Here is a 13,088-nt window from a genome sequence, read left to right as displayed (position 1 = left end):
GTCGGGCCGAGCTTCCCCGTCACTTTGTGAGCGTCGCGCCGGTGAGGAGCGCGATCGCCGACAGCGTCGTTTGCGCCGCGTTCAGGCCCAACCGGAAATCCTTGTCATTGTACGTCGAGTACACGTCCGTGACCTGATGCCACTGCGGGTCCCAGCCCGCGCCGATCTGTTCGCCGCGCTGATTCTCGCGAAGACTGATGGCCGGGATGATGTCCTGGAACGGTGCGGAGTCGGTGTTCGTCATGTGTTGCCCGACGGCGGCGGGATAATCCGTTGCATAGCGTTCGTTCGCGGTCTGGAAAAACCACGCGAGCTTCTGCGCACCTTCGGCCTGCTTCGCCGCCGACTGAAATTCGATGTTCACGTCGGCTTCCAGACGCTGTTCGGGACTCATCGTTCCATCCGGACGCGGCATCCCGTGATCGAACAGCATCATGTCATGCTGAATCATGCCGAGCCACTTCGGTTCAGGGTACTTGCCCGATCCCGCCGGCTCCTCCTTGCCCTGGAGCGCCTCGCGCTGCGCAACGTAAGCTCGCGCGCCATTGAGGCCCGTCTCTTCATTGTTCCAGAGGGCGAAGCGAATCGAGCGATCCGTTTTGACGTCGGGGCTGCCGAAGACGCGCGCCAGTTCCATCACGAGCGCGGTGCCCGATCCGTCGTCGTTCGCGGCCTCGCCCCATCCGTGTCCATCCATGTGCCCACCGACGATGTACATCTCGTTAGGGTGCACGCTCCCGACTTTGGTGCAGTACACCTCCTGGCGCTGGCCATCGGTCGCCGGTTGCGCGTCGATGGCGCGAATCTTCGGGTCTTTCTGAGCGAGCGAGTCGGTGTTCACACCGGTGCGGATGCGATATCCGCGAATACGGCCGCCACCGGATGCGAGGTCGCTCGGCGGCCGTCCGCCGCGGCCCGCGCCGGTGCGCGGCGGCGGCGACTTGTACTCGTAAGTGATTCGCTCGATATTCGTGCAACCATAGCTCTTGAGCTGTGCTTCGATCCAATCCACCGCGGCGCGATTGCGATCGGTGCCTTGCCGGCGGTCGCCGAACTGCGTGAGCCCTTTGATCGTCGCCTTGTAGCGCTCGAGCTCGAGGCGCGCGACCAGCGTCTTCACGTTGTCGTTCACCAACGTATCGGTCCTCGGCGCACCCGCCGGTTGTTGTGCGAGCGCCGCGGGCGCCGCGATGACGAAACAGAGAACGCTGGCTGAAAGTCGAGACATGAGAGGTGGGGAAGGGAAGGTGAAAACCTAACGAGTCGAGGCGGCGGTGCTGCGCGTGGCCTTCGGACAGTTGAAGTTGACCGGGACGCTTTGACCCTGGAAATTGACGGCGCTCGATGCCGCCTGGTGGGAGAGGGGGCTCGGATCCTTATCGGCGAGATACGTCAGCATCGCGACGAGCGTCGCGTTGTTCTCGAGATCCTCGAAGACGATCTTGTCGTACGTATCCCGATTCGTGTGCCATGTCGTCCACGAGTAATCCCAGCCCAACGCGCCGAGGCCGTACACCGGCGATTGCGCGCATTGGAAGGAGGCGTTGTCCGTTCCGCCGCCGGCCGGCGGCGAGATCGGGGAGAACCTGATCCAGCCAGTGATGTCGGATGGGATCTCGTGCAGATAGTTCACCAATCGGTCGGTCGCGGCGACGAATGGCCCCGGGCCGATATTGATGATCCGCCCCGTCCCGTTGTCCTGGTTCCAGCCGGCGTAGACGCCCTTCACGACGTCGGGATGGTCCTCGACGTAGGCGCGTGATCCGTTGAGTCCTTGCTCCTCGCCGCCCCAGTGCCCGACGAGGATCGTCCGCCTCGGATTCGGATAGAATTTCTTGAGAATGCGCAGCGCCTCGAGCATCGTGATCGTGCCGGTGCCGTTGTCCGTCGCACCGGATCCGCTGTCCCACGAATCGTAGTGGGCCGAGAGCACGATGTATTCGTTAGGCAGGGTTGTTCCCTTGATCTCCGCGATGACGTTCGCGACGGGCTGCTCGCCGAGAGACTCCGAGCTCGCATTGAGCCGCACCCGCGGCGCCTGATGCTGTTGCGCGAGGCGGAAGAGCAAGTTGTAATCTTCGCAGGTGACGTCGATCGTCGGCACCTGCTCTTTCGCGGAACCGAAAACTTTGTCGATACCCGGATACTGCGACCAGTTGCTGCTGATCACACCGGCGACACCGGCTTGCTTCGGCCAGACGTACTGATTGCCGGCCGCGGCTTGCCGCGTTTGCCAGGCAGTGCGCCACTCGGCGCGCAACGAACTGTCTCGCGCGGCCGCACCTGGTTGGCCGAATTCGGTCCATTGTGCCGGCATCCGGCAGGATGGATTGGGCGGACTGACCAGCACGAACTTCCCGCGCAGGCTGCCGGCGGCGCCGCTGAAATCCTCCGCTGTGCGGGCGTCTGGCAGAAGCACGACGTCACCCTCGACGTCGCGCCCATCCGTTCCCGGGCTCCAGGCGAGCATCACCGCCTCGAGCGATCGAACACGCGGCGAGATCAGATCGAGGTGCGTGGGACCGCGCTTCCAGGAGTTCCAGGTCCCCCACTGTTCCTTGCGGGCCGTGATGCCCCATGACGCGTACGTCTTCAGCAACCAATCCTGTCCGGCGTTGTATCGATCGGAGTTTGTGAGCCTCGGACCGATGGAATCGAAGAGGACCTGCGAGAGCGCAGGCGCCTGTGAATGGTGGATGCCCTCTTCCCACATGTCCTTGATGATTGGATCGGTGGGCGGAGTTGTGCGAACGTAGCGCGTCGAGTCCACGGCCGATGCACGTCCCGCAGCAGCGCGACGCGCGGTCGTAGTGGTCGGCGCCGGTCCGACTTGCGGGGTCCCCGCCGTGACTGCGGTTCCCCCGCATCCAGCAATGCAAACGAGCAGCGACACCCGCGTCAGGGTCGGCACTCCTCGAAACGATCGATGCATCGAAATGCTCCAGGATTGAGACTGGTCCGGTTTGGCGTAGTAGCTACGTATCATGGAGGCTGGAGCGTTGGGTGTCATTACCTCCCATGAAAAAGCCACGGCGTTAGGTGACCCCCCGCAGACGCCGGCAAGCTCGGCGAGCCATTTGTCACGTCCCCGCAATAATCGCGATGAAGGGCTTGTCCGTTCGCCCGGATTCGGTAGCTTGCCTGTCCCCGAATAAACGCCGAATTCGACTGCGACGCTGCGGTCGGACTGTCGGACTGGGATGTCGCACCCGCTCAACGTGAGCTGTGGCGGTGGAACGATGATCATGGATCGGCAGCAGCTAGCGCAGTGGCTCGGCGAAATGGAGGCTGAGCCGGTCAGTTTCGGTAAGATCGCCGAGGTTCTGCACCTTGTGGTCGACGCGTCGCGACGGCCCCTTGCCCTCGCTGGCGTCGAGGAAGTCCGCGAGCTCCGCCTCGCGCTCACGATCCTTCGCGACGTGTTCGCGCACGACGCCGACGTCCGCGCATGGCTCGCCGCCCCTATGTCAGAGCTGAGCGGAGCAACGCCGGCGGATCTGTTGTCGGCTGGCCAGATTCGACAGTTCGTCGATCTTGCCGTCACGGAGTGGAACAGGCCTCGAGCCTTTCGGCAAACGCGTCCGAGTGCGATGTTCGCTGGTAGCTGATTCGTGTCTCGTTAGGCGGCCGCCGAGAGTCGGTAGATCCCGCTGGCGGCCATGGAAATCTGACGGCACGCACCTCGCATAGCCTTCGATTCCCGTCCTACTCAAGGATTCATATGGCCGCGCCCGGCTCTCTCCGCTGGTCGTTTGATATCGCGCAACGCTCGCTCGGAGACATCATCCGGCGCGCGCTCGTGGATGGTCCGCAGCTCATTCACCATAATACCGGGGACGTCGTCGTCCTGCCGCTCGAGGAATTCGAGCGCCTCGCTGGTACATCCGGCGTGTCCCTCGGGGAATTCCTGCGCGTGTCGCCCCTCGCCGACGCGGAAAACGAGCGCCGGCGCTTCGTCGAACGGTCCGCGCCCAACGGAGACGCACCGGCCTCGCCATAGCGACTCCGATGGCAGCATGGGGTGGTCGATCTGGAAGCAGATTCCGTTAATGTTCGGATGGCCAGACCCCACCAGCAACCTGCGAGGACGACGTGAACGAAGCCGGTATCGATCTCTCCCCTCGAAACGCTGCTTCCCGCTCCACCTCGGCCGAAACACGACCAGCGAAAGACGAAACGGCGCCAGCGCCGTCGCGCGTGTCCACCATCGCGCAGGAGCTCGCCGGTTCCCTCATCCTCGCCATCGGCGCCGAGGTACGAGCACTCGCGGCGACGGGCAAGCCAATCTGCAATCTGACGGTTGGCGACTTCAGCCCCACGGAGTTCTCGATTCCGAAGTCGCTGCTCGATGGCGTGACGGCCGCGCTTCAGGCAGGCCACACCAATTATCCGCCGTCGGATGGCGTCGAGCCGTTGCGGCGCGCGATCAGTGAATTCTATACTCGCCGTCTCGGACTATCGTACGCGTTGCCGTCCGTTCTCGTGACGTCCGGCGCCCGTCCCGCGATCTATGGTGCGTATCGCGTGCTGGTCGACCCCGGCGACAGCGTCGTGTTCCCGGTCCCGTCGTGGAACAACAACTACTACTCGCAGCTCATCGGCGCCGAGCAGGTGACCGTGCGGTGCGGCGCGGAGACGAATTTTCTCCCGACCGCCGCGATGCTCGCGCGCGCTGTGCGTGGCGCACGGATGCTCGTGCTCAACTCGCCGCTCAACCCGACGGGAACGCTCTTCGACGCCGAAACGCTTGCGGAGATCTGCGACCTCGTCCTCGCAGAAAATGCGCGCCGGGAGCGCGCTGGTGTCGAGCGACCGCTTTACTTGCTGTACGATCAGGTTTACTGGATGCTCACTTTCGGCGACGAACGCCACGTCAATCCGGTGGTGCTGCGGCCAGCGATGCTGCCGTACACCATCCTCATCGACGCGATCTCGAAATCATTCGCGGCGACGGGGCTTCGTGTGGGTTGGGCCGTGGGCCCCTCAGACGTGATCAAGCGGATGTCGGATGTCTTGGGCCACGTCGGTGCGTGGGCGCCACGCGCCGAACAGATCGCGACCGCTCAACTCCTCGGCGACGACGCCGGGATGGATGCCTTCCACGGGCGAATGCGTCCGGAGGTGCAGAAGCGTCTCGATGCGCTCGCGCGCGTGCTCGGCACGTTACAGAAGGAAGGATTCCCGGTCGAAGCGACGACGCCGCAGGGCGCGATCTATCTGAGCGCGCGTTTCAATCTCACCGGTCGCCGTTCGCCGGACGGAACGCAACTCGAGACCAACGAATCGATCCGTCGATATCTGCTACACGCGGCCGGTCTCGCCATGGTTCAGTTCCAGGCCTTCGGCTCGGAGATCGACGACGGCTGGTTCCGCCTCAGCGTCGGCGCGGTGTCGATGGCCGATATTCAGGCGTTGCTGCCAAGACTGCGCTCTGCATTGGCGGAACTGTGATTGGTGGTTAGTGGTTGGTAGCTGGTGGTTGGTGGTTGGTGGTGATTGGTGGACGCAAAGACTAATCACCACTCACCAACCACCATCGACCAACCACCAACCGCTAACCACTAACCACTAACCATTACCCCATCAACGACCGTCGAAGACCGCTTAAGAGTCTGCCTTCCCGATCTGCACGCACGCGTATCTCGGCCAGCAGATCAGCAGAGCCGTAGCTCCTTCGGTCGGCAATCACCACCAACGTCATCAACTCCTGCAACGAGCCACGCGAATGCGAAACGTGATGCTGGAACTCCTTTCGCGACTTGCATTGACCCTCGGCGACGTTGGAAGGAATGGATACGGCCGCGCGGCACATCTGAGACGATAGTCCGAAGCGCTCATAGCGTGGAAATCGATCGGTCAATTGGTAGACTTGCACAGCGAGCTCGATGCCTTCTTTCCAGGCCTCGAGGTCCATGTAGGTGCGGATGGTCACGGTTGGTCTCCGGTCGTGGCCTCCCAACATCAATCGACAGCTAGCGCTATGTCGTACCATTCCGTGACGTGACGTGATAATCGCTTGCACCAACTACCAACCACCAACCACCAACCACCAACCACCAACCACCACCAACCACCACCAACCACCACCAACCACCACCAACCACCACCAACCAACCACCAACCACCAACCACCAACCACCAACCACCAACCACCCTAGAACCTGACACCGTAATTCACGGTCAGACCTCCAGCGCTCGGCACGACGCTGAGTCCAGGTGTTGCCGATCCAAGAAAGAAGTGATCGACTTTGTTGTTCGGATGCACGCGTGCGTAGTTGACGATCCGCTGGCCATAGAACGCGCCGACGAATGCGCCCATGAAGACATCGCTCGCCCAGTGCTGGCCGAGGTACATGCGCGCGTAGCCAGGGCCCGCGGCGATGGTAAATGCGATCGGCGCGACGTACCACGTCGATCGCGGTGACCGGTAGTGCGTCTCCGTGACGATCGCCGTCGCGGCCGCGAACGCGGCTGCCGAGTGAATCGAAGGGAAGGCGCGATACTGAAAGTGGGTGAAGCCGTCGAACCAGTGGAATTCATACTGGTCCTCGAAGATCGGCTCGGCGTCTTTCGGCCTGGCGCGGCCGAGCGGGCCGCGGACCACCTGGCTCGTTAGGCTCGACGCGACGATCGCCTCGGTTGCGTGCAGCGCAACGATCTCCACGTCGCGCGCGCCGGCCAGCCGTGCGACGCCATAGGTCACCAGTCCACCGATCGTGAGCGTCGTCTCCTGCACGTGCGTGAAGGCCTCGGCCACTTTTCGCATCTTCGAGTTCTTCTGATGCGCCGGCGTCTGGAAGTATTTGGCAATCGCCGGGTCGAGGCGCGACAGACCATAGGCGGCGGTACTGAATCCGGTCGCCCATCCGATGTCCGACGCTTTGAAGAAGGTGTCGGAGCCACCACCCTGTGCACGAGCCTGCGTCGACGCTAAGAGAAACGTGACGATCAGTGCTGAAGCCGTACCGACACGAGCGAACACGCGCAGTCCATGATCTGTACAGGCGCACACAGTGCACCGGACATGCCGATCAGCTCAACGCGTGTCGCTCAAATCTTCCGTGCGATCCTTTGGATCGGCGGTAATTCCAGTCGCTGGGGTCCGTCGTCGCGGCTTGCCCAAGAGTGCGCCGACGGCACCGATCAGCTCGCGCGGGCTAGTTGGGAGCGGAAGAAACTCGTCTGCGTCCTCGTCGATCGCGACGCGGCGATGAGCTTCCGTCGCCCAGCCAGTAAGCACGACAACGGGCAGGTGAGCCGAAAATGGCTCGCGCCGCAGCCGTCGGAGTAGGCACTCGTCGTCCGTGCTCTCGAGGTAGAGGTCGGCTACGACGACGTCGTACGATTGGGAGGCGAGCTGCCTGAGAGCCGAATCGCCATCGCCGGCGATGTCGACGTGATATCCGTCGTGCGCCAGCGCGCTGCCATAAATCGTTTGGCAGTCAGTGTTTCCGTGCGCGAGCAGTATTCGGCCCTTAGTCATGGTGCCGTTGCACCAGGCATGAACGATTCCCGCCGCGTCGCTTGTGCCACCATATGCCCCGGTCACACCGAGCGCAAGCATATTTTGGCATCAAGTCTGCCCTGGTTTCGGGATAGCGGAAGAGGTCGATCGTATGGCTTATCGTACTTTCCTGGATTCTGAAGGGGTGGAGTGGCACGCGTGGGACGTTTCGCCAAGGGCCGTCGAGCGGCGAGTGGCGGATCGGCGCACGATGGGGGAGAACGTTTCCTTTCCCGATCGCCGCCAATCCGAGCGGCGCCAGGTCGACGGATGCGGTACGCCGCTTACGAGCGGTCTCCGGGAGGGTTGGCTGTGCTTCGACGCAGGCGAAGCTCGGAAGCGTCTCTCTCCGATTCCCGCTGATTGGGAAGACTGTGGGCAGCGGACCCTCGAGCACTACTGTCATCTCGCGACTCCCGCGCCTTTCTCGTCTCCATCGGGGCGACGCCGCTAATTCAACGGACTCGCGTCGTGGAGCGTTGCGGGCATCCATCTCGGCGCGGACCAATCGGTCGTAAGCAGCTCGATGACGCGTTGCTCCGCGAACGGGTGCTCGGCGATATCGACCAGGAGCTCACCGTGGCATGCGCGGCGCCACTCGTCGCGCATGCGATCCGCAAAGGCGACGGCGCCCACGTGATCGGCCCCCTGGAGTGCCACGGCAAGGGCCGAATCGAGATAGCCGACGAGGTCGCCGGAGGCGCCGCGCAGTTGTCGGAGGATCGTTTCACCCAGCGCGAGCGTCGATCCGTGCTGCTCGGGACGAATGACGAGAATGGTGAAGAGCAGATGCTGGCGCGCAACGAGGACATTCATCGCGTTGCGGAAGGCGTGGGCGTCGAGAAGAGTGTAGCCGGACGACACGCGCGGCTGCGTGATGAGCGGCCTCACATCGGCGGTCTGGATGTTCGAGGGTTTTCGCCTTGCGATTCCGATGACTCCGCTGCGGGCCCACTGCTGCGACATCGCTCCTCCCCTGCCACCCGACACTTCCTCGTCCGCCCGTTCGCCGCTCGACTACCGCGTCCACGGCTCACACGGAGCCAAGACAATTGCACGTGCCGTTCCGCGACGAGGAAACCACAGCGCTTCGCGTGAGCCCAGATGAAACGTTACGAAGGTCGGGAGCGTACATCGTCGTCGCGGGTGCTCCGCCGCTCAACTGCAACCAACGGCTCTTTATGTGGGCAATTCTGAAGTGGCTCGCGATGCGGATCGCAATCGTTCGCTGGATCTTCAAGATCCTCGCATTGCTCTCCTTCCTGCCGATCGCGTTTCTGCTCAAGGCGTTCGGGCTGCCCATCCTGATCGTGCTCGCCGTGCTGGCGCTGCCGGTGTTGTTCCTGCTCGCTCTCTTTGGACTGCCGCTCTTCCTCGTGCTTCTCGCCGGCGGACTCGCGATGGGCGTTCTCTTTGCCGCGCTCGCCTTCGGCCTCTTCGCGTTGAAAATCGCGATCTTCGTGGTTCTTCCCGCGTGGCTGCTCTGGCGCCTCGCGTCATGGGTCTTCCGAGGGCGAGATCGTCGTGAGGCACCGAGTCAGAAACCCGCCGAAGGTGCAGATTCTGCCTAACGGGCTGAGCACGCTCTTGTCATCCTGAGCAAAGCGAAGGATCTAGTGGGCCGTAATCGCGATAATGAGAGGTGCGGCAGCGGCCCTCAAAGCAGAATCGGGTTGCGGAATCTCGGAACGAGCCGTAGGAGGCCGCTGAAATCGCTGACACGGCGCTGAAACCGCTGACGGGCTCCGTGTGGAGAGACAGTTCCGCGCCCAGTGATGTTTTGGAATTTGTGAGTGCCTCGGGAGGTTTCCTGATCGTTGGAAGCTTCCCGAGGCATTTAACAACAAAAGCATCTGCGGCTTGGTGCATGGAACCGTCCCGCTGAGGAGCGAGTCAGTGGTTTCCGCGCCGTGCCAGTGGTTTCAGCGGCCCCGCTGACCCCAACGGTTCCCGAAATTCACGGACGAGCAATTTTGGCATAGCTGAGCTGGGTGCTAGCGCTTGGTCGCCGCCGGCCGATCGCCTAACGGTGGGACCACTTTTGCGCTCGGGATCGCTTCGCGATGTTCGGGCGGGACGAGCTCCGTGTCCCAGTCGAGCGAGTGCCGGAACTCGTCTCCGAGCTCGCGATGCGTACGCCAGAAGTAGTAACCCATCGCCGACGCCGCGATCAGGTTGCCGAGCATCACTTGATACCACACGAGGGACTTCAACGAGCTCGCCTCGTGCAGAAGACCCGTGAACCCATAAAAGCCGATCTCCGTCGCGACGAAAAGCACAACGAAGCCCAGCAAGATCGAGGGCTCGTGCTTGGCAAGGTGCACGATGAGTGATGCCAGGAGACCCACGAACATGAAAGCGGCGAAGTGGAAGATCGTGTACACGAGCACGAACGTCATCTTGCTGTCGGTCACGTCAGCGGGGCCGAAGACGTCCAGCAATCCGTTGCCGAGTGCCGCCGGCGTGCGCAATGGCTGACCTGCGATCGTGTCGATGACCAGGAACCAGATCGCGATCGCGGAAGCACCGATCAACCCCGCAATGATGCCGTCGTGAAGCAGCGGGTGCGGATGATCCGCGAATTCGTGGTAGCTGGCGTGGACCGCCTTCGCATTGCGACGCCACGGAATGATGAGCAGCAGCGCCAGGACGAGGATCGGCACCCAGACGTGGCCCTCACCGCTCGCGTACTGAGTGAGCGACGCGGGAACCATCACGACCGCAAGTACGATTGCTGAGAATGACGCCAGGGCTGGGACGAGCAGGCCGATTGCTCCCGCGCACTCGACAACGCCGACGATGAGGCGCATCACCTCTGGGAAGCCGCGCATCGCCGACGCTTGAAAGCCGATCGCGGGCAAGCCAAGGATTTTCGGAACACCCGTGAGCAAGAACAGACCAGCCAGCACGATACTCAACGTCCAGACCACGAAGTCGTCGACTGCGCGAGCTTTGGTCATGAGCCACCTCGGCTTTCGGAATGGCACCGCCGACACTGCCACTGTACGCGGTGCGTCGCCATCTTCCTGACTACATATGGAATCGACTGCTGTTCTGCCGCCGGAAACACTCGAGGGTTGGTACGCGCTTCATCAGCTCTACACCGTCGATCGGCGCGCGATTCGTTCGCTCGCGCCCGACGTGCTGCGTGATCTTCGCTGCGCAACGGCCGACAGCCTCGGCGCGATCGTGCGCCAGGACGGCGAAGGGTGGAGCGCCGTCGCCTCGCTCGTCGGATCGACCGCTGACGTACTGGTGATGCACTTTCGGCCGACGCTCGATGAGCTGCGCGATGTCCAGCATCGAATCGATCGGTTGGACGTGATGGAGTACCTGCATCCCGCGATGTACTTCCTGAGCGTGACGGAGCTGGGGCTGTACCAGCTTGCGGCGCATGGCCAGGAAGATCCGCAGCGGGAGGCGCGCCTTCGCGCTGAGCGCGAGAGTCCGCATACTCTGCGCCGATTGTATCCGCCGATTCCGGAAAACATGCCGTACGTCAGCTTCTACCCGATGTCCAAGCGCCGAGAGACGGGGCAGAACTGGTATACGCTGCCCCTTCCGGAGCGAAGCAAGTTGATGCACAGCCACGGTCTCACGGGCCGTCGCTATGCGGGCCGCGTTACGCAAATCATCACGGGCGCCATCGGACTCGATAAATGGGAGTGGGGGGTAACCCTCTTCGCCAAGGATCCGGTCGACTTCAAGAAACTCGTGACCGAGATGCGCTTCGACGAGGCGAGCTCGAAATACGCGGAGTTCGGGGATTTCTACGTCGGGCGCTTGATCGAGCCCGACGCCTGGGCCGAAGAGATGATCGTCCGCTAACTGCGTGACACGGCAGATCACGGCGCTCTCGTCTTCCCAGAATCGTTAGGTGACGCGGCGGCGGCGGCCTTCTTTTGCCCGCGCCGCCAGACGAGGATCACGGCCGTGGCAGCGATGATTGGCGTAAAGACCATCAACGCCCCCGCCCAGAACATGCTCAACGAGAGCACGTCGTCGTTCATAGCCGGATTCTGAATCATCGGTGGAGGAACCGGTTGAGGTTCTTCAGATAGTAGCCGAGCGCGCCGCCGGCGACGGCAAAGGCGAGCGCGAATCCGAGGTCCGAGCCCGCGCCGCTGGTGCGATAGGCGACGAACGCCCACGCGGCGAAGCCGACGCAGAACAGGATCGCGGTCGTGATGAGGAAACGATGAAATGGAATCATACGATCCTGTTGGCGACGAGAACGCCGAGGAGTACCGGGAGATAGACGAGTGTCGAGAGGAACAGGCGCCGCGCCGTCTTCGGCGATGGAGCGCGTGCGGCACCGATCGAGAGTCCGAGCAGTATACCCGACAGCAGCACGGCGGCGACGAAGTACGTCCGTCCCGCAATGCCGAGTGCCGTCGGCAGGAGACTAATCGGAATGAGGGCCGCGGCGTTCAGTGCCGCCTGACGAAACGTCATGGCACCGGTCTCATCCTCGATGCTCAGCATTCGAAGTCCCGCGCGTGCGTAGTCAGCGCGGTACATCCAACTCAGCGCGAGAAAGTGCGGCATCTGCCAAAGGAACATGATGCCAAACAGGGCGTAGGCACCGGCATCCAATGGTGCGCCCGTCGCCGTCCAGCCTCCGAGGATCGGCAGTGCGCCCGGTACGGCACCGACGAGCGTCGACAGCGATGTGCGGCGCTTGAGCGGCGTGTACGCAAAGACATAACTGACGAGCGTCAGCGCGGCGAGCAGCGCCGTCATCACGTTGACGAGTGTCGCGAGCTGAATGACGCCGAGCGCGGCGATGCTCCACGCGAACCAACGCGCCGCGTTAGGCTCGAGCCGACCGGCTGGCAACGGCCGGGTGTGCGTTCGGCGCATCAGCGCGTCGACGTCGCGCTCGGCGATCTGGTTGAGCGCGTTCGTCCCGCCGGCGACCAGCGCCGTGCCGACGAGCACGTTCGCGAGAATCCACAATTGCACGGACAGCGGAGCCGTGCCGGCATTGCCGGCAAAGCCCACACGGGCCGCGGCGGGGAGAGCGACGACGAATCCCGCCGCGACCGTCAGCACAACGAGTGCGACGATACGCGGCTTGGTCAGCGCAAAGTAGTCCGCCGGCGCGCCGATACCGACGCCCGCGACGGGGACGGGGGTCGGCGGCGCTACCAAATCCACTCCGTGATCACGGCGCAGACGAGCACCGCAAAGAGTGGTAGTGGCGCGATGGCGAGAATGCGCAGGCGCTTCGGCTCGAAACGCAGATGCATGTAGTACAGCCCGACGAGCCCTGCCTTCCAGAATGCCATGCCGAGGAGGATCAGGATGATCAGCGTCTTGGGCCAGGGCAGAAACGCCACGGTCAGCTCGACCGCTGTCAGCACGGCGAGAAAGACCCAGATGAGGATGTAATTCGGATGGGCGTGTGACGGCCGGCCCGACGGTGTTGCGTGCTCTGGATTTGCCATGGGAGAAGGGGCTAGGGCGTGGTTGGTAGTTGGTCGTTGGTCGTTGGTCGTTGGTCGTTGGTCGTTGGTCGTTGGTCGTTGGTCGTTGGTCGTTGGTCGTTGGTCGTTGGTCGTTGGTCGTTGGTCGTTGGTCG

16 protein-coding genes are annotated in these 13,088 nt (G+C 63.0%); 5 read left to right on the top strand and 11 right to left on the bottom strand.

The features are described from left to right. Positions 1–19: 19 nt before the first annotated feature. Together VGH98_10140 and VGH98_10135 are read right to left on the bottom strand one after the other, a co-directional pair. On the bottom strand, positions 20–1,228 hold the full coding sequence (locus tag VGH98_10140) for a M28 family peptidase (protein ID HEY2376320.1): 1,209 nt from the start codon (positions 1,226–1,228) through the stop codon (positions 20–22). A 27-nt stretch (positions 1,229–1,255) separates the two neighbouring features. After that, on the bottom strand, positions 1,256–2,932 hold the full coding sequence (locus tag VGH98_10135; protein HEY2376319.1) for a M20/M25/M40 family metallo-hydrolase: 1,677 nt from the start codon (positions 2,930–2,932) through the stop codon (positions 1,256–1,258). 268 nt (positions 2,933–3,200) lie between these two features. On the opposite strand from VGH98_10135, the gene VGH98_10130 reads away from it, so the two are divergent. The 3 genes from VGH98_10130 (at position 3,201) to VGH98_10120 (ending at position 5,451) form a co-directional block, all read left to right on the top strand. After that, the gene (locus VGH98_10130; GenBank protein HEY2376318.1) at positions 3,201–3,608 is read left to right on the top strand and encodes a hypothetical protein; all 408 of its coding nucleotides are present in this window, start codon (positions 3,201–3,203) and stop codon (positions 3,606–3,608) included. A 113-nt stretch (positions 3,609–3,721) separates the two neighbouring features. Then, complete coding sequence (locus tag VGH98_10125) at positions 3,722–4,000, top strand: type II toxin-antitoxin system prevent-host-death family antitoxin (protein ID HEY2376317.1); 279 nt, start codon at positions 3,722–3,724, stop codon at positions 3,998–4,000. A 197-nt stretch (positions 4,001–4,197) separates the two neighbouring features. Beyond that, positions 4,198–5,451: an aminotransferase class I/II-fold pyridoxal phosphate-dependent enzyme gene (locus tag VGH98_10120; GenBank protein ID HEY2376316.1), complete on the top strand. Its 1,254-nt coding sequence runs from the start codon at positions 4,198–4,200 to the stop codon at positions 5,449–5,451. A 124-nt stretch (positions 5,452–5,575) separates the two neighbouring features. On the opposite strand, the gene VGH98_10115 is transcribed toward VGH98_10120, so the two are convergent. From VGH98_10115 to VGH98_10100, 4 genes are all read right to left on the bottom strand, one after another. Further along, a complete protein-coding gene (locus VGH98_10115) occupies positions 5,576–5,932 on the bottom strand; it encodes a four helix bundle protein (GenBank protein ID HEY2376315.1) in 357 nt (118 codons plus the stop codon). Positions 5,933–6,154: 222 nt separating this feature from the next. Next, the gene (locus VGH98_10110) at positions 6,155–6,982 is read right to left on the bottom strand and encodes a phosphatase PAP2 family protein (GenBank protein ID HEY2376314.1); all 828 of its coding nucleotides are present in this window, start codon (positions 6,980–6,982) and stop codon (positions 6,155–6,157) included. Between the two features lie 54 nt (positions 6,983–7,036). Continuing rightward, positions 7,037–7,483: a response regulator gene (locus VGH98_10105; protein HEY2376313.1), complete on the bottom strand. Its 447-nt coding sequence runs from the start codon at positions 7,481–7,483 to the stop codon at positions 7,037–7,039. Between the two features lie 471 nt (positions 7,484–7,954). Continuing rightward, positions 7,955–8,470 (bottom strand): hypothetical protein, encoded by a 516-nt coding sequence (locus VGH98_10100; protein HEY2376312.1) that lies wholly within the window; start codon positions 8,468–8,470, stop codon positions 7,955–7,957. Between the two features lie 128 nt (positions 8,471–8,598). On the opposite strand from VGH98_10100, the gene VGH98_10095 reads away from it, so the two are divergent. Next, entirely contained in the window at positions 8,599–9,075 is a 477-nt protein-coding gene (locus VGH98_10095; GenBank protein HEY2376311.1) for a hypothetical protein, read from the top strand. Between the two features lie 423 nt (positions 9,076–9,498). Here the strand turns inward: VGH98_10095 and VGH98_10090 are convergent, their stop codons facing one another. Further along, positions 9,499–10,464, bottom strand: coding sequence for a DoxX family protein (locus VGH98_10090; GenBank protein ID HEY2376310.1), 966 nt, complete (start codon positions 10,462–10,464; stop codon positions 9,499–9,501). A 76-nt stretch (positions 10,465–10,540) separates the two neighbouring features. Here VGH98_10090 and hemQ point away from each other — a divergent pair, with 76 nt between their 5' ends. Next, positions 10,541–11,332 (top strand): hydrogen peroxide-dependent heme synthase, encoded by a 792-nt coding sequence (gene hemQ / locus VGH98_10085; protein ID HEY2376309.1) that lies wholly within the window; start codon positions 10,541–10,543, stop codon positions 11,330–11,332. A 17-nt stretch (positions 11,333–11,349) separates the two neighbouring features. Here the strand turns inward: hemQ and VGH98_10080 are convergent, their stop codons facing one another. Genes VGH98_10080 through VGH98_10065 form a run of 4 tightly spaced genes read right to left on the bottom strand, consistent with a single transcriptional unit; the run spans position 11,350 to position 12,954 of the window. Beyond that, the gene (locus VGH98_10080) at positions 11,350–11,532 is read right to left on the bottom strand and encodes a hypothetical protein (GenBank protein ID HEY2376308.1); all 183 of its coding nucleotides are present in this window, start codon (positions 11,530–11,532) and stop codon (positions 11,350–11,352) included. Then, on the bottom strand, positions 11,529–11,717 hold the full coding sequence (locus VGH98_10075) for a hypothetical protein (GenBank protein ID HEY2376307.1): 189 nt from the start codon (positions 11,715–11,717) through the stop codon (positions 11,529–11,531). The genes VGH98_10080 and VGH98_10075 overlap by 4 nt, the downstream gene beginning before the upstream one ends. Continuing rightward, complete coding sequence (cyoE, locus tag VGH98_10070; protein ID HEY2376306.1) at positions 11,714–12,664, bottom strand: heme o synthase; 951 nt, start codon at positions 12,662–12,664, stop codon at positions 11,714–11,716. Before cyoE ends, VGH98_10075 begins: the two co-directional genes overlap by 4 nt. Continuing rightward, complete coding sequence (locus tag VGH98_10065; GenBank protein ID HEY2376305.1) at positions 12,652–12,954, bottom strand: cytochrome C oxidase subunit IV family protein; 303 nt, start codon at positions 12,952–12,954, stop codon at positions 12,652–12,654. The genes cyoE and VGH98_10065 overlap by 13 nt, the downstream gene beginning before the upstream one ends. Between the last annotated feature and the right edge of the window lie 134 nt (positions 12,955–13,088).

This window comes from Gemmatimonadaceae bacterium, assembly GCA_036496605.1.
Classification (GTDB): Bacteria; Gemmatimonadota; Gemmatimonadetes; order Gemmatimonadales; family Gemmatimonadaceae; genus AG2.
This window is presented reverse-complemented; position numbering and strand designations above follow the sequence as displayed.